The organism is Pseudomonas sp. JL27(2026), assembly GCF_056933555.1.
Window position 1 is genome coordinate 982,687 of sequence record NZ_CM167794.1, and the last position, 18,134, is coordinate 1,000,820.

18 protein-coding genes and 1 pseudogene are annotated in these 18,134 nt (G+C 59.5%); 7 read left to right on the forward strand and 12 right to left on the reverse strand.

Features of this window, described 5'->3' with window-relative positions:
* Nucleotides 1-141: 141 nt before the first annotated feature.
* Both AC1Z1G_RS04410 and AC1Z1G_RS04415 read right to left on the reverse strand, forming a co-directional pair.
* Nucleotides 142-480 carry a hypothetical protein gene (locus tag AC1Z1G_RS04410; RefSeq protein WP_483625182.1) on the reverse strand — a complete coding sequence of 113 codons (339 nt, stop codon included), beginning with the start codon at nt 478-480 and terminating at the stop codon, nt 142-144.
* Nucleotides 481-646: 166 nt separating this feature from the next.
* Nucleotides 647-1,363 (reverse strand): SIMPL domain-containing protein, encoded by a 717-nt coding sequence (locus AC1Z1G_RS04415; protein WP_483625184.1) that lies wholly within the window; start codon nt 1,361-1,363, stop codon nt 647-649.
* Between the two features lie 380 nt (nt 1,364-1,743).
* Here AC1Z1G_RS04415 and AC1Z1G_RS04420 point away from each other — a divergent pair, with 380 nt between their 5' ends.
* Nucleotides 1,744-3,006, forward strand: a complete 1,263-nt coding sequence (locus AC1Z1G_RS04420) for an ATP-binding protein (RefSeq protein WP_483625186.1) — start codon at nt 1,744-1,746, stop codon at nt 3,004-3,006.
* On the forward strand, nt 2,999-3,559 hold the full coding sequence (locus tag AC1Z1G_RS04425; RefSeq protein WP_483625188.1) for a response regulator transcription factor: 561 nt from the start codon (nt 2,999-3,001) through the stop codon (nt 3,557-3,559). Before AC1Z1G_RS04420 ends, AC1Z1G_RS04425 begins: the two co-directional genes overlap by 8 nt.
* Before the next feature lie 71 nt (nt 3,560-3,630).
* On the opposite strand, the gene AC1Z1G_RS04430 is transcribed toward AC1Z1G_RS04425, so the two are convergent.
* Nucleotides 3,631-3,957: a hypothetical protein gene (locus tag AC1Z1G_RS04430; RefSeq protein ID WP_483625190.1), complete on the reverse strand. Its 327-nt coding sequence runs from the start codon at nt 3,955-3,957 to the stop codon at nt 3,631-3,633.
* A gap of 272 nt (nt 3,958-4,229) precedes the next feature.
* Here AC1Z1G_RS04430 and AC1Z1G_RS04435 point away from each other — a divergent pair, with 272 nt between their 5' ends.
* Entirely contained in the window at nt 4,230-5,957 is a 1,728-nt protein-coding gene (locus AC1Z1G_RS04435; protein ID WP_483625192.1) for an ABC transporter ATP-binding protein/permease, read from the forward strand.
* A 108-nt stretch (nt 5,958-6,065) separates the two neighbouring features.
* Here AC1Z1G_RS04435 and AC1Z1G_RS04440 read toward each other — a convergent pair whose 3' ends face one another.
* From AC1Z1G_RS04440 to AC1Z1G_RS04450, 3 genes are all read right to left on the reverse strand, one after another.
* The gene (locus AC1Z1G_RS04440; protein ID WP_483625194.1) at nt 6,066-6,293 is read right to left on the reverse strand and encodes a hypothetical protein; all 228 of its coding nucleotides are present in this window, start codon (nt 6,291-6,293) and stop codon (nt 6,066-6,068) included.
* A 186-nt stretch (nt 6,294-6,479) separates the two neighbouring features.
* Nucleotides 6,480-6,671, reverse strand: coding sequence for a hypothetical protein (locus AC1Z1G_RS04445; protein ID WP_483625196.1), 192 nt, complete (start codon nt 6,669-6,671; stop codon nt 6,480-6,482).
* 14 nt (nt 6,672-6,685) lie between these two features.
* Nucleotides 6,686-8,317, reverse strand: coding sequence for a phospholipase (locus AC1Z1G_RS04450; RefSeq protein WP_483625198.1), 1,632 nt, complete (start codon nt 8,315-8,317; stop codon nt 6,686-6,688).
* 261 nt (nt 8,318-8,578) lie between these two features.
* Between AC1Z1G_RS04450 and AC1Z1G_RS04455 the strand changes: the two genes are divergently transcribed.
* The gene (locus AC1Z1G_RS04455) at nt 8,579-9,520 is read left to right on the forward strand and encodes an AEC family transporter (RefSeq protein ID WP_483625200.1); all 942 of its coding nucleotides are present in this window, start codon (nt 8,579-8,581) and stop codon (nt 9,518-9,520) included.
* 83 nt (nt 9,521-9,603) lie between these two features.
* Here the strand turns inward: AC1Z1G_RS04455 and AC1Z1G_RS04460 are convergent, their stop codons facing one another.
* The 6 genes and pseudogenes from AC1Z1G_RS04460 to gatC form a co-directional block, all read right to left on the reverse strand.
* Complete coding sequence (locus AC1Z1G_RS04460) at nt 9,604-9,987, reverse strand: carboxymuconolactone decarboxylase family protein (protein ID WP_483625202.1); 384 nt, start codon at nt 9,985-9,987, stop codon at nt 9,604-9,606.
* Nucleotides 9,984-11,054, reverse strand: coding sequence for a calcium/sodium antiporter (locus tag AC1Z1G_RS04465; RefSeq protein ID WP_483627749.1), 1,071 nt, complete (start codon nt 11,052-11,054; stop codon nt 9,984-9,986). The genes AC1Z1G_RS04460 and AC1Z1G_RS04465 overlap by 4 nt, the downstream gene beginning before the upstream one ends.
* A 50-nt stretch (nt 11,055-11,104) precedes the next feature.
* The gene (locus AC1Z1G_RS04470) at nt 11,105-11,479 is read right to left on the reverse strand and encodes a septal ring lytic transglycosylase RlpA family protein (RefSeq protein WP_483625204.1); all 375 of its coding nucleotides are present in this window, start codon (nt 11,477-11,479) and stop codon (nt 11,105-11,107) included.
* Nucleotides 11,480-11,627: 148 nt separating this feature from the next.
* Nucleotides 11,628-13,076 (reverse strand): annotated as a pseudogene (gene gatB / locus AC1Z1G_RS04475) (Asp-tRNA(Asn)/Glu-tRNA(Gln) amidotransferase subunit GatB); the annotation flags it as partial.
* Nucleotides 13,077-13,222: 146 nt separating this feature from the next.
* Entirely contained in the window at nt 13,223-14,674 is a 1,452-nt protein-coding gene (gatA, locus tag AC1Z1G_RS04480) for an Asp-tRNA(Asn)/Glu-tRNA(Gln) amidotransferase subunit GatA (protein WP_483625206.1), read from the reverse strand.
* A gap of 16 nt (nt 14,675-14,690) precedes the next feature.
* Nucleotides 14,691-14,978 (reverse strand): Asp-tRNA(Asn)/Glu-tRNA(Gln) amidotransferase subunit GatC, encoded by a 288-nt coding sequence (gatC, locus tag AC1Z1G_RS04485; RefSeq protein WP_007901429.1) that lies wholly within the window; start codon nt 14,976-14,978, stop codon nt 14,691-14,693.
* A gap of 210 nt (nt 14,979-15,188) precedes the next feature.
* Here gatC and mreB point away from each other — a divergent pair, with 210 nt between their 5' ends.
* The 3 genes from mreB to mreD all read left to right on the forward strand — a co-directional run bounded on the left by mreB (nt 15,189) and on the right by mreD (nt 18,118).
* A complete protein-coding gene (gene mreB, locus AC1Z1G_RS04490; RefSeq protein WP_002555108.1) occupies nt 15,189-16,226 on the forward strand; it encodes a rod shape-determining protein MreB in 1,038 nt (345 codons plus the stop codon).
* Between the two features lie 285 nt (nt 16,227-16,511).
* Nucleotides 16,512-17,636, forward strand: coding sequence for a rod shape-determining protein MreC (mreC, locus tag AC1Z1G_RS04495; protein WP_483627751.1), 1,125 nt, complete (start codon nt 16,512-16,514; stop codon nt 17,634-17,636).
* Nucleotides 17,636-18,118 (forward strand): rod shape-determining protein MreD, encoded by a 483-nt coding sequence (mreD, locus tag AC1Z1G_RS04500; RefSeq protein ID WP_483625208.1) that lies wholly within the window; start codon nt 17,636-17,638, stop codon nt 18,116-18,118. The genes mreC and mreD overlap by 1 nt, the downstream gene beginning before the upstream one ends.
* Nucleotides 18,119-18,134 lie beyond the last annotated feature (16 nt).

Here is an 18,134-nt window from a genome sequence, read left to right on the forward strand (position 1 = left end):
AGTTAAAGGTGCTACCGAGTGCAACCTCTGCTTCTTTTAGTAGCGCTTTTGTCTTGGACGGATCGCAGGGATGTCGTTGAGCATCGAATCGTACCCCTCTGCACCGATGACCGAAGAGAGCGTTTGTTCAGGCAAATGAGCTCAAGTCGGGCACAAAATGCTGTGTGGGGCGTTGGCTGGCGATTCAGGCGCTGTCGATGGCTCGGCCGCTGCTGTGCAAACGTTGAGTGGCGCTTCATCGCTATCCTCGGACATGAGCATCAGCCATTCACCGCTGCTCAGTGCTGCGACGATTTTTTTGCGATTGGCCGCTTGCAGGTAGTTTGAGCGGTGAGCACCGACAGCATTGAGTAATTCGTCGAAACCATGAACATCATGAGGGTAGCTCAGGGCCAGCCGCATTTCGTACACCGCTTGATCGGCGGCAAGCGCCTGGCCGCTCTGCTCGGTGTGTGCCTCTCGGGTCATCAGCGTGATCATGTTCGCGTCCTTGTTGTCGTGGGAAAGGAGGCGATTTTGGCGAGAGACTTCAATGGCGGATGCAGGAAGTATCTTTTTGATCTGTAGGATTTATCTTGTGATGGGCGTCTGTGGCTGCAGGTAAACGACGTCAGCCAGCTCAAGGGCTGGCTGACGTCGTGAGGTTTCAGGGCATCAAGACTTCAATCGACCCATCGGCCGTCATGCCGACCTGGCTGGTGCCGGCTTCAACGTCCGGGGTGACCGGTGCCGAATCCATGCCCGCAGCTTTCATCATCATTGGCGCGCGCAGGTAAGGCTGTGGATAACCGTTGCTGCTGAGGTTCAGGTTGACGATTTTGTAGCCTTTGCCGCCCAGGGCTTCGGTGGTCAGTTGGGCGCGGGCCTTGAAAGCGTCGACCGCTTCCTTGAGCAACGCGTCTTCGCTGGCCTTGCGGGTCGGAGTGGCGATGGCGAAGTCCATGCCGCCCATTTTCAGGTCGGTGAGCAGTTCGCCGGTGAGTTTGGACAGCGCGGCAAAGTCCGAGCTTTCCAGGCGCAGTTCGGCACGTTCGCGCCAACCGGTGATCTTCTGGCCTTTGGTGTCGTAGATCGGGTAGCTGTTGCGGCTGCCCTGGCGCAGATTGATGTCCTTGACCTGTTTGGCCTGGGCCAGCGCCTTGTTCATGGTGCTGCTTACAGTGGCGGCGAGTTTCGCGGGGTCGGTGTTCTGTTCTTCGGTGTAGAGGGTCACGATCATCAGGTCGCGGGCCACTTCCTGGCTGACTTCGGCGCGCAGGGAAACCTGGTTGTAGTGAAGTTCATCGGCGGCCAGTGCCGGCAGGCTGGCAACGGTGCCGACACTGAGGGCGAGAAGGGCGGCGCTGCGGCTGAATGTGTGCATGAAAACTCCTTGGACGGTGCGCAGGGGTAAGGGTCCGAGCCTGCGTGAACCCATCAGACTCTAGCGTTTGTGGTCTGGTTCGCACAGTTACAACTTCTATACAGATCTGACCGCATACCGTCCTCCTTGGCGAAGAGCTTTTGTGGCGAGGGAGCTTGCTCCCGCTCGGCTGCGAAGCAGTCGTAAAACTTGTATACGCGGTTTGCCTGATATTCCCGGTCGGATAGGTTTTGGGCCTGCTGCGCAGTCCAGCGGGAGCAAGCTCCCTCGCCACAATGGATTTTCACTGCCCTGTGGCGCTTTGCCGCACTTTTGCCTGTCAGCCCCCGTGCTTGGTTATACTCCGTGCGATTCGCCTGGAGCGCTCATCAGGAGAGCTCATGCTCGCCCCCGTACAACTACTTTCCGCAACTCGCCAGAACCTCTGGCGGCTGACGTTCATCCGTACGTTGGTACTGGCCGCGCAGGCCGGTTCGGTGGGGCTCGCCTACTGGTTCGAGCTGCTGCCGCTGCCGTGGCTGCAACTGGCGGCGACCCTTGGCTGTTCAATGCTGCTCTGCGCGTTCACCGCGATCCGTTTGCGTACTTCGTGGCCGGTGACCGAGCTTGAATACGCCGTGCAACTGGCCTGCGACCTGTTTATCCACAGTGCCCTGCTGTATTTCTCCGGCGGTTCGACCAACCCGTTCGTTTCCTACTACCTGGTGCCGCTGACCATTGCAGCCGTGACATTGCCGTGGCGTTTCTCGGTGATTCTGTCCGGCATCGCACTGACGATGTACACCTTGTTGCTGATGCAGTTCTACCCGCTGGAGACGTTCCCGATGTACCGGGAAAAGATGCAGATCTACGGGATGTGGCTGAGCTTTGCCCTGGCGGCTGCGGTGATTACCTTCTTCGCCGCACGGATGGCCGAAGAGCTGCGCCGCCAGGAAGAACTGCGCGCCATTCGTCGCGAAGAAGGGCTGCGCGATCAGCAACTGCTGGCCGTGGCCACCCAGGCCGCGGGTGCTGCTCACGAGCTCGGTACGCCGCTGGCGACCATGAGCGTGCTGCTCAAGGAAATGCAGCAGGACCACCCCGATCCATTGTTGCAGGACGATTTGAGCGTGTTGCAGGACCAGGTCAAACTCTGCAAGGAGACCTTGCAGCAACTGGTTCGCGCAGCAGAAGCCAATCGGCGGCTGGCGGTGGAGATGCAGGATGTCAGCGCCTGGCTCAATGAAGCCCTGAACCGTTGGCACCTGATGCGGCCGGAAGCCAGTTACCGCTTGCAGCGCCTGGGCCAGGGCGTAGAGCCGCGCCTGGCGCCGCCGCCGGACCTGACCCAGGCCTTGCTGAATCTGCTGAACAACGCCGCTGATGCCTGTCCCGAAGGGCTGGAAGTGACGCTGGACTGGAACGCCGAGGACCTGACGATCAGCATTCGTGACCACGGTGCCGGTGTGCCGCTGGCGATTGCCGAGCAAATCGGTAAACCGTTTTTTACCACCAAGGGCAAAGGTTTCGGCCTGGGCCTGTTTTTGAGCAAGGCCAGCGTGACACGCGCTGGCGGCTCAGTGAAACTCTACAGTCATGAGGAAGGCGGCACGCTCACCGAGCTGCGCCTGCCCCGTGTCGCCCGAGGAGACGAACATGAGTGACGAGATCCAAGTCGAAGGCGAAGAACTGCCGCATTTACTGCTGGTAGACGACGACGCTACTTTCACCCGCGTCATGGCCCGCGCCATGAGCCGCCGCGGTTTTCGCGTCAGCACCGCAGGTTCTGCCGAAGAAGGCCTGATCATCGCCCAGCACGACCTGCCGGACTACGCCGCGCTGGACCTGAAAATGGACGGCGATTCCGGTCTGGTGCTGCTGCCCAAGCTGCTTGAGCTCGACCCGGAAATGCGCGTGTTGATCCTCACCGGTTATTCAAGCATTGCCACCGCCGTCGAGGCGATCAAACGCGGCGCCTGCAACTATCTGTGCAAACCGGCCGATGCCGATGATGTGCTGGCGGCGTTGCTGTCCGAACACGCCGACCTCGACACCCTGGTGCCGGAAAACCCGATGTCGGTGGACCGCTTGCAGTGGGAGCACATCCAGCGCGTCCTGACCGAACACGAAGGCAACATTTCCGCCACTGCCCGCGCCCTGGGCATGCACCGTCGTACCTTGCAGCGCAAATTGCAGAAGCGCCCGGTTCGTCGTTGAGCTGACATTTTTGATGAAGAGGCTAATAAAGCGGCACTCTATCGAGTGTCGCTTTCCGGTTCCGTTAAGCTTTACGGCAAGATACGAACTTTCAATGATTGGGAGTCGACGCCATTAATGTTGTAATTGATTTCGACTTCTCTATGCACGTGCTTGGTCAGGAAGCTTACGGGTAAGTCAACTTTGTCGAGGGGGGGCGTAGGGGCTGACTCCCATTTATCCAAGGGCTCAGTGCCTAGAATCACGGCTTTGAACTGTAGCATCGCGCCGGCGGGATATACTTGCATTGGCGACGTTAATGGCGTGGTTTCTTTTACAATTAGTAGTTTTATGTAAAACGCACCTTGATACACGTCTTTGGCGATTGGGGGGAGATAATTATTTGCATCATTGCTCATGTAAAAATTCCTTCTGCGTTATAGCGCTTTGTCGACCTGACACCTCGCGCTTATGGTGTGAGCCGATTTATGCAAATTGAAGCCTCTTGTTCTACTGTCAAATCTGACAGTGCCGACCGACGGTAATGGCGGCCGTGAAGTGATTTGCAAGGCGCCACTGTCATTGGCTCCGTCGCTGAACCAGTGCTGAACAATTGTTGTCACACCGCGTTACAACCCAGGCCGATCATCTATGATCGGTTTGTGTGTTCTTTCTCTCGCGGGCCTTAACCATGAATCAGAACGCTGAGTATTGCGCGGTCAACGATACGGTACGCGGTGAGTTTTTCCGCCGGGTGTGGGGCATGATCACGCCGTACTGGTGTAGTGAAGAGAAGGGCAAGGCCTGGTTGTTGCTGGTTGCGGTGATTGGTCTGTCGCTGTTCAGCGTGGCGATTTCGGTATGGATCAACAGTTGGTACAAGGATTTCTACAACGCCCTGCAAAAAAAGGATGATGCGGCGTTCTGGAGCCTGATTCTGTATTTCTGCGGCATTGCTGCGGTGGCGATTCTCGGGGCGGTGTACCGGCTGTACCTGACTCAGATGCTGACGATCCGCTGGCGCGCATGGCTGACCGAGCAACACTTCGCCCGTTGGCTTGGGCACAAGAACTACTATCAGCTGGAGCAGGGCGGTTATACCGATAACCCGGACCAGCGGATCTCCGAAGACCTCAACAATTTCACCACCAACACCTTGAGCCTGGGCCTGGGGCTGATACGCACCGTGGTCAGCCTGGTGTCGTTCTCGATCATCCTGTGGGGCGTGTCCGGTAGCATCGAAGTGTTCGGTTACACCATCCCCGGCTACATGTTCTGGTGTGCATTGGTGTATGCGCTGGTGGGCAGTTGGATCACTCACTTGATCGGGCGACGTTTGATCGGCCTGAACAACCAACAACAACGGTTCGAGGCTGACCTGCGTTTTTCCATGGTCCGGGTTCGCGAAAACGCCGAGAGTATTGCCCTGTACAACGGCGAGCCGAATGAGCAACAGCGCTTGAGCACGCGGTTCGGCAAGGTCTGGCACAACTTCTGGGACATCATGAAAGTGTCCAAGCGGCTGACCTTCTTCACCGCCGGTTATGGCCAGATCGCGATCATCTTTCCGTTCATGGTTGCAGCGCCGCGTTACTTCGCCGGCAAAATCGAGCTGGGTGAGCTGATGCAAATCAACTCGGCATTCGGCAACGTCCAGGAGAACTTCAGCTGGTTTATCAGTGCGTACGCCGACCTCGCGTCGTGGCGCGCCACCTGCGACCGGTTGCTGAGTTTTCGTCAGGCCATGAGCGACAACGAAGACCGCTTGCCGGCCATTGATGTGCAGACTCAGGGCGCCGCGTTGAAGGTGCAGCATCTGGGGCTGGACCTGGCCGACGGTCGTCACCTGCTCAATAACGCCGACATGACCGTGGAGGAAGGCGATCGCCTGATGCTCAGCGGTCGTTCCGGCAGCGGCAAAAGTACCTTGCTGCGGGCGATGGGCGGGCTCTGGCCAACAGGGCACGGCAACATACGCCTGCCGGCGGCGCGCTACCTGTTCCTGCCGCAAAAGCCCTATCTGCCGATTGGCAGCCTGCGTGAAGTCCTGAGTTATCCACAGTCCGGCGACACCTATGCGCATGATCGCTACGTGCATGTGCTGGACACCTGCCGCTTGCCGCACCTGGTTTCCCGCCTGGATGAGGCCAATCACTGGCAACGCATGCTCTCGCCGGGTGAGCAGCAGCGTCTGGGCTTTGCCCGTGCGCTACTGTATGCGCCGCATTGGTTGTACCTGGATGAAGCGACATCAGCGATGGATGAAGAAGATGAAGCGTCGTTGTATCAGGCGTTGATCGATCAGTTGCCGGGGTTGAGCATCGTCAGCGTCGGCCATCGCAGCAGCCTCAAGCGTTTCCACCCACGGCATGTGCGTATCGAGAGCGGGCATTTGGTGGAGCAGACCGTGACGGCATGAGGGGGCTGCGCTCTTTCGACGATCAAAAGCTCGCAGGTTACCGGTGGCGTCCGCTGGTTGAAACCGTGCCATGCCTGAGTGCAGGCATGGCGTACGGGTCATGTTCTTTCAGTGCGTTTCGATGGGAATGTGTTTTTCCACCCGGTAATCGATGTATCGGATGGTGTTGTCGCCTGACACTGTGTATTTCTTCTCCATGACCACCCAGACATCACCGGGCATCCATTCAAACTCAACGAGATCGCCTCTGTTTACATGGAGATCAAACTCCATTGGCATCTCATGAATGGTTTGCAGGGCTTGAGCCGGAAAAGTAAATCGGTGTTTCGTGTTCATAGAATTTCATCCTTGCCATGGTCTGGCCGGCCATTAATCCACTCTGCGTAGGTCTGGCGTAACTGTAAGAAGTAACAGTGCCGACGGACGGACTCGGCTGATCATTCCCGCTTCGTTATACGGGAATGATCAATTGATAAGCGCCTACAACGTTCCTGGCTGTAGCTGACACGTTGCTGGCGATTGTCAGCCGTTCTTGAGGATCGAACGGTCCACCCTTACCGCCAGTTGCCCATAGCCAGGCGTGGCGTTGAATGCGACGTGCCCCTTGTCATCCACTGTCGCCCTGGCAATGGGTGCGCCATTGGCCAGCAGTTCCAGCGGTGCGCCCTGGAGGGATTGGCCCGAGGCCAGTTCGAGTTTCAGGTTGATGGTCATGGTTGATCTCCTTGTCAGGCGTTGCGGTCAATGAAGGTGGTGGCGAACCGGTCGATGGCGCCGATCAGCTCCGGCGAGCCGCCGCGAAACTGCCGGAAGATGTTTCGTGTGTTGCCGTCAGTTGGCACCGTCAACGTGGGTTGAAAGCGTTCGGTCAGTTCTGTGTAGGCAGACCAGGGGCCGATGTAGGATTCGTTCAAACCGTTGGTGTAGCTGAAGGCATACCGCACGGCATTGCCCGCCAGCCAATTGGGCACGCAGGGCGTATGGCTCTGCCAGCCATCGCTGAGGATGGACGGTGCGACACTGGGTGAGTCAAGGTAGCCGGCCGGTTTGTTCGGCGAGTAGTTCTTGAGCAGCAGGTACGTGCTCCAGCCCCACCAGTTGTCGATGCGCTGGGTGTCGTTGAGATTGTTGACGTCGCTGCGCCGCAGCACTTTGTCTCCCTCCTGCACAAACAGCGCCGCGAAGTTGCCCGCTGGTTTCTTTGCGGCGTTCAGGTCGGGCAGCAGCTTCAAGGCACCGTAGCTGGAAGGGGTAGGCAGTGTGCCACTGAGGAAGGTATCGAAGACCTCGTCCGCCGAGCGCTGCACGGCTTGGCCAACCCGCCGACGGTTGGCGCTGTCGACGGTGTCGAAGAAGCGCTTGTCGCCATAGGCATGCCAGTGATCGCCCTGGGCATTGCTGACATTGAGGCCGAACTTGCTGTCCTCGTCATGCATGAAGCGGGTGATCAGCGAGCCCAGGTCACTGGGGGTGACCACGGCGGCCATCTGTTTACGCGGAACCCGAAGGTGCCCGGCAGAAAACAGGTCGGTCAGGTAGTGATCGGCAAACGCGTTCATGGCGTAGGCCAGCTCCAGTTGCTTTTCGTCGCCACTTTTTTGTGCCAGCACGGCTTGCTGCAAGGCAGCTGTGTGGCCGGCGTTGTACGCCAGCATTGCCCATTCACCAAAGTGGTCGGCGTTGTTCGCCGCCAGTTTCAGGTAGCGCCCCAGCGGGAACAGGTCCGAGACAAAACTGCCGCCGCCAGTGATTTTATTCCACTGTGCGTTCAGCGTGTCGCCAAGGGCATCGTAGGCTTCATGGGGTTGTTTGCCATCCTTGATCGCCTGATTGGCGGCGACGATTTCCTGTTGCATGACAGCCAGGATTCGCTGCGCTTCGTCCTTTGCCGCGGGCACCGTGGCCATCGAATTGAACGCGTTGCTGAAGCGCTGGATGCGGTCGACCGGGGTGACACCGTCGCAGATCGGCTGGTCGGGAATGCCATAAAAATCCCCGCCCAGGGCGACGATCTGACCGTAGCTCAGGGCCAGGCCATTGGGCAGGTGCAACTCCACCTGCCAGGCAGGAATGGGGGGCGCATCCTTGGCGAAACGCAGTAGCGTCGCATCACCGATGGCGGTGTGCTCACCACCCTCGAAGCGCAGTGGCGGCTGGATCTTCGAGGTGTTTTTCGGATGGCTGGGCAATAGCCCTGGCTTGTGATACTTGATGCCGTGATGGCCGTCGATGATGAGTTTCAGGTGTTCGCCATCACCGGAAATGGCGACGCCCTGTTCGCTGAACAGGTTTTCCAGATCGGCAATGATCGTTTGATCATGCTGGGGTTTATCCAGCTCTCGTGCGTGTAGACCTGACATTTCTAGCTCCTTGATATGTCGTAGGTTTTGGTTTTTATAACTGTACATCTATACAGTTGTTTTCGAGCTTAGCTGAGAAACTTCCTACGTCAAGGTACGGTTTTGTCTGGTCCGTGATTGGGCCGACACCGACGTCATCGGCCTTTGGAGGGGGGGCAGCGTTCAGTGGAGAGGGGCCGCTCAAGCAGATCTTTTGATCTGCAAGGCGTTGCACTGGCTTATCATTAGCGCCCTAACGACGCCCTCCAAGGTTCACCAGGCATGCTGGCAATCTTTCTCGAAACGCTGAACATCACTGCGCCGGTCTTCGCCATGTTGTTTTTGGGGGTGCTGCTCAAGCGCATCCGCTGGATCGATGACAACTTCATTCACACCGCGTCGTCCCTGGTGTTCAACGTCAACATGCCGGCCTTGTTGTTCCTCGGGATTTTGCACGCTGACCTGCACGCGGCACTGAAACCGGCGCTGCTGATCTATTTCGCGGTTGCGACGCTGGCGTGTTTTGCCATCGCCTGGGGCTGGGCAATCTGGCGTTGCCCACGGGAGGATCGCGGGATCTACACCCAGGGCGCGTTTCGCGGTAATAACGGGGTGATCGGCCTGGCGCTGGCGGCGAGCATGTATGGCGACTACGGGATTTCCCTCGGGGCGATTCTCGCGGCGCTGGTGATCCTCTTCTACAACACCCTGTCGACTATCGTCCTGGCGGTGTACAGCCCGGTGATCAAGTCCGATCCGTGGAGCATTTGTAAAAGCGTGGTGAGTAATCCGCTGATTCTCAGCGTGCTTGCGGCCGCGCCCTTCGCTTACTTTCAGATTGGCCTGCCTGGCTGGCTGGAGACGTCCGGTGGTTACCTGGCGCAAATGACCTTGCCGCTGGCGCTGATTTGTATCGGCGGCACGCTGTCGCTGGCGGCGTTGCGCAAGAGCGGTGATCTGGCGTTGAGTTCAAGCCTGGTAAAGATGATCGGCCTGCCGATCCTTGCGACGCTCGGGGCCTGGATGTGGGGTTTTCGCGGGGCGGAGCTGGGGATTTTGTTCCTGTACTTCGGCAGCCCGACCGCCGCGGCCAGTTTTGTCATGGCCCGGGCGGCCAATGGCAATCATGAGCTGGCGGCGGCGATCATCGTCATCACTACACTGATGGCGGCAGTGACCACCAACCTGGGGATTTTCGTGTTGCAGTGGGGCGGCTGGATTTAGCCCGGAATTATCGGTGTTCTGCAGGGCCTCATCGCGAGCAGGCTCGCGATAGCAATTGTGCGGATGCCACAAATACCGGCTACTTACTCCGGCTTCTGGTAGTTGTCGATCACTTCCTGCGCCGCCCGAAACGCTTCCATCGCCGCGGGTACGCCGGCGTACACCGCGCAGTGCATCAGCGTTTCGCGGATCTCGTCGACCGTACAGCCGTTGTTCAGCGCGCCACGCACGTGGCCTTTGAGTTCTTGCGGACACTTGAGCGAGGTCAGGGCCGCGAGGGTGATCAGGCTGCGGGTTTTCAGTTCCAGGCCACCGCGGTTCCACACGGCGCCCCAGGCGTGTTCGTTGACGAACGCTTGAAACGGCTGGGTCAGCTCGGTGGCAGTGTCCATGGCGCGATCGACAAACGCATCGCCCATCACCTGACGGCGCATTTCAATGCCTGTCGCTTTGTTCGAGTCGGTCATGGCGATTCCCTCTTGTGATGTTGGCGGCGCCAGGCGCGTAGTGAGGTAAACAGCAAAAACGCCACCAGCGCCGGCAAGACGAAAAACAGCATCAGGTGTTCAAGTTTGCCCGCCAGGGGCATTCCCGTGGTGAACGACACCACGTGCAACCCATACGCCAGGTACAAGGCGAGAAACAGCAGGCCTTCGGCTCGGGTGATGCGGTAGCCGGAATAGATTACCGGCAAGCACAGCAGCGCCACGCCGAGCATCACCGGCAAATCGAAACTCAGCGCATTGGGCGACACCGACAACGGGGTGGGCGCCACCAGCGCGGTGAACCCCAGTACGCCGAGCAGGTTGAACAGGTTGCTGCCGATCACGTTGCCCACGGCAATGTCACGTTGGCCGCGCAGGGCGGCGATCAGCGAGGTCGCCAGTTCCGGCAGTGAAGTGCTGACGGCCACGATGGTCAGGCCGATAATCCGCTCCGACAGGCCCAGGTCCGTCGCCACCGATACCGCGGCGCCCAGCAGCAAGTGCCCGGCGAAGACCAGCAACGCCAGCCCCAGGAGCATCAGCAACAGGCTGCTCAGCCAGGGTGCCCGAGGTTTGATCGCACCGTCGTTGGTATGCGCCTGCGGGCGGGCAGAGCGCCGCGATTGGCGCAGCAGGAGCGCCAGGTACAGCACCAGCGCGGTCAGCAGCACGGCGCCGTCGAGTGGGGTCAGTGTTTCGTTCCAGGCCAGGGCGAACACCAGCAGGCTGGCGCCGATCATCAGTGGAATGTCCAGGCGCACCAGTTGCCGCGAGACCCGCAGCGGAATGATCAGGGCCGAGAGCCCGAGGGTAACGAGGATATTGAAGATACCGCTGCCGATGACGCTGCCCACGGCGATGTCGGCGTTATGGGCCAGGGTCGCTTGCAGGCTGACGGCCATTTGCGGCGCGCTGCTGCCGAAGGCGACGATGGTCAGGCCGATGATCAACGGGCGGACCTTCAAGCGTGCGGCCAGGCGCACGGCAGCGCGCACCAGCAGTTCGGCGCCGGCAATCAGCAACACCAGGCCACTGAGCAGGTGCAGCACGCTGAGCAAGGGAAGGTCGGTTAATCCAAAAATGGCCTGGGCTCCGTCTGTCAGTCGTCGAGGGCTTGCACGCGAACCCGTGCGGTGCCGCTCTTGAGCATGCCCAAGCGTTGGGCGGCTTCATGGGACAGGTCGATCAGGCGCCCACGGGTGTGTGGCCCACGGTCATTGATGCGGACCACGCAGGATTTGTCGTTGTTCAGGTTGGTGACCTTCACCCGTGTGCCGAAGGGCAACTGGCGATGGGCGGCGGTCAGGGAATTCTTGTCGAAACGCTCGCCATTGGCGGTACGTTTACCTTGGTGTTTGGCACCGTAATACGAAGCTACGCCGGACTTGTCGTAGCCGTGTGGATCGATGACATCCGTGCTGGCACAACCGGCCAGCAGGGAGAGCAGGGCGCAGGCGCCAAGCAGACGCTTCATTTAATGATTCCCACGCGTGAATGTGGGAGCGGGCTTGCTCGCGAAAGCGGTTTGGCATTCAACACTGAGTTGACTGTCAGGACGCTTTCGCGAGCAAGCCCGCTCCCACAGGGATTTGAGCCAGGCTTTGAAACTGGCTCCATTGCAATCAGCCTTCGAGCTTGCTTTTCAGCAGTTCGTTGACCTGTTGCGGGTTGGCTTTGCCTTTGGAGGCTTTCATCGCCTGGCCGACGAAGAAGCCGAACATTTTGCCGCGTTTGGCTTCGTCAGCCGCGCGGTACTGTTCAACCTGTTCGGCGTTGGCCGCGAGCATTTCGTCGAGAACGGCCGAAATGGCTCCGCTGTCGGTGACTTGCTTCAGGCCGCGTTTTTCGATGATCTCGTCCGCGCTGCCTTCGCCGTTGGCCATCGCTTCAAACACAACCTTGGCGATTTTGCCGGAGATGGTGTTGTCGGTGATGCGCAGCAGCATGCCGCCCAACTGCTCGGCCGATACCGGGGCTTCGTCGATTTCCAGGCCTTGCTTGTTCAACAGGCTGCCCAGTTCGACCATGACCCAGTTCGCTGCCAGTTTGGCGTCGCCGGCAATGCTCACGACTTTTTCGAAGTAGTCTGCTTGCTCGCGGCTGGTGGCCAGGACGCTGGCGTCATACACCGACAGGCCGAATTGCTCCTGGAAGCGCTCGCGTTTTTGCGGTGGCAATTCCGGCAGGGTGGCGCGCACGTCGTCGAGGAACGAGTCTTCGATGACCACCGGCAGCAGGTCCGGGTCGGGGAAGTAACGGTAGTCGTTGGCTTCCTCTTTGCTGCGCATCGGACGGGTTTCGTCCTTGTTCGGATCGTACAGGCGAGTCTGCTGGATCACCTTGCCGCCGTCTTCGATAAGCTCGATCTGACGACGCACTTCGCTGTTGATCGCCTTCTCGATGAAACGGAACGAGTTGACGTTCTTGATCTCGCAGCGGGTGCCGAACTCGACCTGTCCCTTTGGACGGATCGACACGTTGCAGTCGCAACGCAGCGAGCCTTCGGCCATGTTGCCATCGCAGATGCCCAGGTAACGCACCAGCGCGTGGATCGTCTTGACGTAGGCCACGGCTTCCTTGGCGCTGCGCATGTCCGGCTCGGAGACGATTTCCAGCAGCGGCGTGCCGGCACGGTTCAGGTCGATGCCGGTAGAACCGCTGAACTCTTCATGCAGGCTCTTGCCGGCGTCTTCTTCCAGGTGCGCACGGGTGACGCCGACGCGTTTGATCGTCCCGTCTTCCATGGCGATGTCCAGGTGGCCCTTGCCGACAATCGGCAATTCCATCTGGCTGATCTGGTAGCCCTTGGGCAGGTCCGGGTAGAAATAGTTTTTACGGGCGAACACGTTGTGCTGACCGATCTGGGCGTCAATCGCCAGGCCGAACATCACCGCCATGCGTACCGCTTCCTGGTTCAGCACCGGCAGTACGCCAGGCATGCCCAGGTCTACCAGGCTGGCCTGGGTATTCGGCTCGGAGCCGAAGGTGGTGGAACTACCGGAAAAGATTTTCGACCGGGTGGTGAGCTGGGTATGAATCTCCAGCCCGATCACGACTTCCCATTGCATGTGTTTCTCCTCAGAAGCCTTAACAGGGGATTTTGAAACGTCGCGAGCGAAGGTAAGGCAAGGCGGAAACTGGCGAGTAAGCGGAGTTGACTGTAGTCAATGAGCATTACGAGCCAGTTTTCAACGCAGCATTACCGAGCGCAGCAGTTTCAAAACCCCTGTGGAGTGCGGGTGTGCCAGTCAGTGTGTAACTGATACTGGTGCGCAACGTTGAGCAAGCGGCCTTCCTGGAAATACGGGGCGAGCAGTTGCACGCCGACCGGCAGACCGTCGACAAAACCGGCCGGCATCGACAGGCCCGGCAGGCCCGCGAGGTTGGCGGTGATGGTGTAGACGTCTTCCAGATAGGCAGCGACCGGGTCGCTGTTCTTGGCGCCAAGCTTCCAGGCCGGGTTCGGCGTGGTTGGGCCGAGGATGATGTCGACCTCATTGAAGGCAGCCATGAAGTCGTTCTTGACCAGGCGACGGATCTTTTGCGCTTTCAGGTAGTAGGCGTCGTAGTAACCGGCCGACAGCGCGTAGGCGCCGACCATGATCCGGCGCTGTACTTCCGGGCCGAAACCTTCACCGCGCGAGCGCTTGTACAGGTCGGTCAGGTCTTTGGGGTCTGCGCAGCGATGGCCGAAGCGCACTCCGTCGAAACGCGACAGGTTGGAGGAGGCCTCCGCCGGGGCGATCACGTAGTACGCAGGAATCGCGTGCTGCATGTTCGGCAGGCTGATTTCCTTGATCACGGCACCGAGCTTTTCCAGCTCCTTGACGCTGTTGTGGATCAGCTCGGCGATACGCGGGTCGAGACCAGCGCTGAAATACTCTTTAGGCACGCCAATGCGCAGGCCTTGCAGCGAGCCATTGAGGCTGGCGCTGTAATCCGGCACCGGTTCATCGATGCTGGTGGAGTCCTGCGGGTCGAAACCGGCCATGCCTTGCAGCAGGATCGCGCAGTCTTCGGCCGTGCGTGCCAACGGGCCGCCCTGATCGAGGCTGGACGCATAGGCGATCATGCCCCAGCGCGAAACGCGACCGTAGGTCGGTTTCAGGCCGGTGAGGTTGGTGAAAGCTGCCGGCTGTCGGATAGAGCCGCCAGTGTCGGTGGCCGTCGCCGCAGGTAACAGACGAGCGGCAACCGCTGCCGCTGAACCGCCCGACGAACCGCCAGGCACGTGCTCCAGGTTCCACGGGTTTTTTACCGCGCCGTAGTAGCTCGACTCGTTGGCCGACCCCATGGCGAATTCGTCCATGTTGGTCTTGCCCAGGGTCACGGCACCGGCAGCAGCCAGTTTGGCGACCACGGTGGCGTCGTACGGAGCCTTGAAGTTGTCGAGCATCTTCGAGCCGCAGCTGGTGCGAATGCCCTGGGTGCAGAACAGGTCCTTGTGACCGATCGGGGCACCGAGCAGGGCGCCGCTCTCACCGTTGGCGCGGCGTGCGTCAGCGGCTTTCGCCTGCTGGAGCGCCAGGTCTTCGGTGAGGCTGATGAAGCTGTTGAGCTGCGGATCGAGCTGGACGATACGCGCCAGCAGGACTTTGGTCAGCTCTTCGGAGGAAAACTTTTTATCGGCGAGTCCGCGGGCGATCTCGGCCAGAGTCAATTGATGCATTGCAGGCTCTTTCCCTTTAGTCGATGACTTTCGGAACCAGGTACAGGCCGTTTTCGACCGCTGGTGCGATGGACTGATAGGCCTCGCGGTGATTGGTCTCGGTCACCACGTCTGCGCGCAGGCGCTGGCTGGCTTCCAGTGGGTGGGCCAGAGGCTCGATACCGTCGGTATTCACAGCCTGCATTTCGTCGACCAGCCCGAGAATACTGTTCAGGGCCGAAGTGATATGTGGAAGATCGGCATCATTGAGGCCAAGGCAGGCCAAATGAGCGATTTTTTCCACGTCGGAGCGTTCAAGCGCCATGGGATTCTCCAGTGGAAAACAAAACGGACGTCGTCCGTGTGTTAGATTGTCGGAACACTACCGCATTTCTACGGTCATAAGGCCGCGATTGTGGGGGTTGGTGCACAGAAAAGCGGCCAATTTAACATATTGGCGCCTTGCCCAAAATCCCTGTCGTTGTTAGAGTTTGCCGCACTTTTTTACCCACGCGTTGCCTAGGGTCCCTTTCCCATGTTCAAGAAACTGCGTGGCATGTTTTCCAGCGATCTCTCAATTGACCTGGGCACTGCCAACACCCTTATTTACGTGCGCGAGCGCGGTATCGTCCTGAATGAACCATCGGTTGTGGCCATTCGGACCCACGGTAATCAGAAAAGTGTCGTGGCTGTCGGCACCGAGGCCAAGCGCATGCTCGGCCGTACACCGGGCAACATTGCTGCCATTCGTCCGATGAAGGACGGCGTGATCGCCGACTTCAGCGTGTGCGAAAAAATGCTGCAGTACTTTATCAACAAGGTTCACGAAAACAGCTTTCTGCAGCCTAGTCCTCGTGTGCTGATCTGCGTTCCGTGCAAATCCACCCAGGTTGAGCGTCGTGCCATCCGTGAATCGGCCCTCGGTGCCGGTGCCCGTGAAGTGTTCCTGATCGAAGAGCCAATGGCGGCTGCGATCGGTGCCGGCCTGCCCGTTGAAGAAGCTCGCGGTTCGATGGTGGTCGATATCGGTGGTGGTACCACTGAAATCGCGCTGATCTCCCTCAACGGTGTGGTTTACGCTGAATCCGTACGGGTTGGCGGCGACCGCTTCGACGAAGCGATCATCACTTACGTGCGTCGCAACTACGGCAGCCTGATCGGCGAATCCACTGCCGAGCGCATCAAGCAGGAAATCGGTACGGCCTACCCGGGCGGTGAAGTTCGCGAAGTCGATGTTCGCGGCCGTAACCTGGCTGAAGGCGTTCCACGCGCATTCACCCTGAACTCCAACGAAGTGCTGGAAGCTCTGCAAGAGTCCCTGGCCACCATCGTTCAGGCTGTGAAAAGCGCGCTGGAGCAATCGCCTCCAGAGCTGGCTTCCGACATCGCCGAGCGTGGTCTGGTGCTGACCGGTGGTGGCGCCTTGCTGCGCGACCTCGACAAGTTGCTGGCCCAGGAAACCGGTCTGCCGGTGATCGTTGCCGAAGACCCGCTGACCTGTGTAGCTCGCGGCGGTGGTCGTGCATTGGAAATGATGGATAAGCACACCATGGACCTGCTCTCCAGCGAGTAATCAGACGGCGTGAAAGCTACTGCACTCGGCAATACTGCGTTAAAAACAGGCTCGGAATGCTCATTTACAACACGTAAACTCCGCTTCCTCACCTGTTTTTGCCTTGTCTGCCTTCGCTCGCTACGCTTTCACATCCCTCTGATGTCGCCAAGAGCTTCTATGCTGTTGCGCTCACAGGCAGCACTTTGCAGTGCTGCCTGTTGACGTTTATCTTCTGTCAGTCTGCATCCAGGCCGGTTTGATGCCGTATGAATAAAGAGAACAATTGCCTGGGAGGAGCGGCTTATTAAACCGCTTTTTGCCAAGGGCCCCTCACTGGGCGTACGCGTGTTGGTGCTGGCCGTGCTATCGGTCGCGCTGATGGTGGTCGATGCGCGCTTCAATGTGCTCAAACCGGTACGCAACCAGATGGCGCTGGTGCTGATGGACGCCTACTGGATCACTGATTTGCCCGAGCGATTGTGGCAAGGTGTTTCCAGCCAGTTCGGCAGTCGCACGGAACTGGTCGCCGAAAACGAAAAACTCAAGACCGAAAACCTGCTGTTGCAGGGTCGCATGCAAAAGCTTGCCGCCCTGACCGAGCAGAACGTTCGGCTGCGCGAGTTGCTCAATTCGTCTGCGCTGGTCAACGAAAAGGTCGAAGTGGCCGAGTTGATCGGCATGGACCCCAACCCGTTCACCCATCGCATCATCATCAACAAGGGTGAGCGCGACGGCGTGGTCCTCGGTCAGCCGGTGCTCGATGCCCGTGGCCTGATGGGCCAGGTGGTCGAGTTGATGCCTTACACCTCTCGGGTGTTGTTGCTGACAGACAGCACCCACAGCATTCCTGTCCAGGTCAACCGCAATGGTCTGCGGGCTATTGCCAGCGGCACCGGTAACCCGGAACGCCTGGAACTGCGCCATGTTGCGGACACCGCGGACATCAAGGAAGGCGACCTGTTGGTCAGCTCCGGCCTGGGGCAACGCTTCCCGGCGGGTTACCCGGTGGCGACGGTCAAGGAAGTGATCCACGACTCCGGTCAGCCGTTCGCGATCGTACGTGCCGTGCCGACCGCCGCGCTGAACCGCAGCCGTTACCTGCTGCTGGTCTTCAGCGACAGCCGCACCGCCGAAGAGCGCGCCAACGACGCGGCTCAGGCCCAGGAAGCGCAAGACCAGCATGGTGACGCTGCGCCAGTGATTCCAGCCACCGTGCCAAAACCTGTTCCAGCGACCGTTCCGGTACCGGCTGCCGTGGCACCTGCCGCTGCTGCGCCCGCAACTGCGCCGGTGGTCAAGCCCGGGGCTCATCCGGCGGCGGCCAGACCGGCCGCTACCAAACCGCCAGCAGCCCAGCCTGTGGCGGTAAAACCAGCCGCCAAACCGCCGGCGGTCGCTCCGGCAGCGCCGGCTCGGGAGAGAGAATAATGGCCGGTACTCAATCCAGGAACGGTTGGATGATCTGGTTGACCTTCTTCATCGGTCTGCTGCTCAGTGTCGTGCCGTTTCCCCATGTCGAGATCCTGCGCCCGTTGTTCCTGGCGTTGCCGCTGGCGTATTGGGCGCTGGAGTTACCCGATAAAGTCGGCATGGTCACTGCCTGGTGCCTGGGGCTGGCGGCCGATGTGCTTTACGGCACGCTGCTGGGGCATAACGCCCTGGTCCTGACCCTGATCACCTTTTTGATCCTGACCTTGCAACAGCGCCTGCGGATGTTTCCGATGTGGCAGCAGAGCCTGGTGATCCTGGTGATCTTTGGCCTCGCGCAACTGATCCAGTTGTGGCTCAGCGCCCTGACCGGCAATCGCCAGAGCCTCGCCGTGTTGTTGCCGGCGCTGGTCAGTGCGCTGCTTTGGCCTTGGGTCAGCTTCGGTTTGCGTGGGTTGCGTCGACGCTACAAAATCAATTAATTCGGTCAGGCATTGG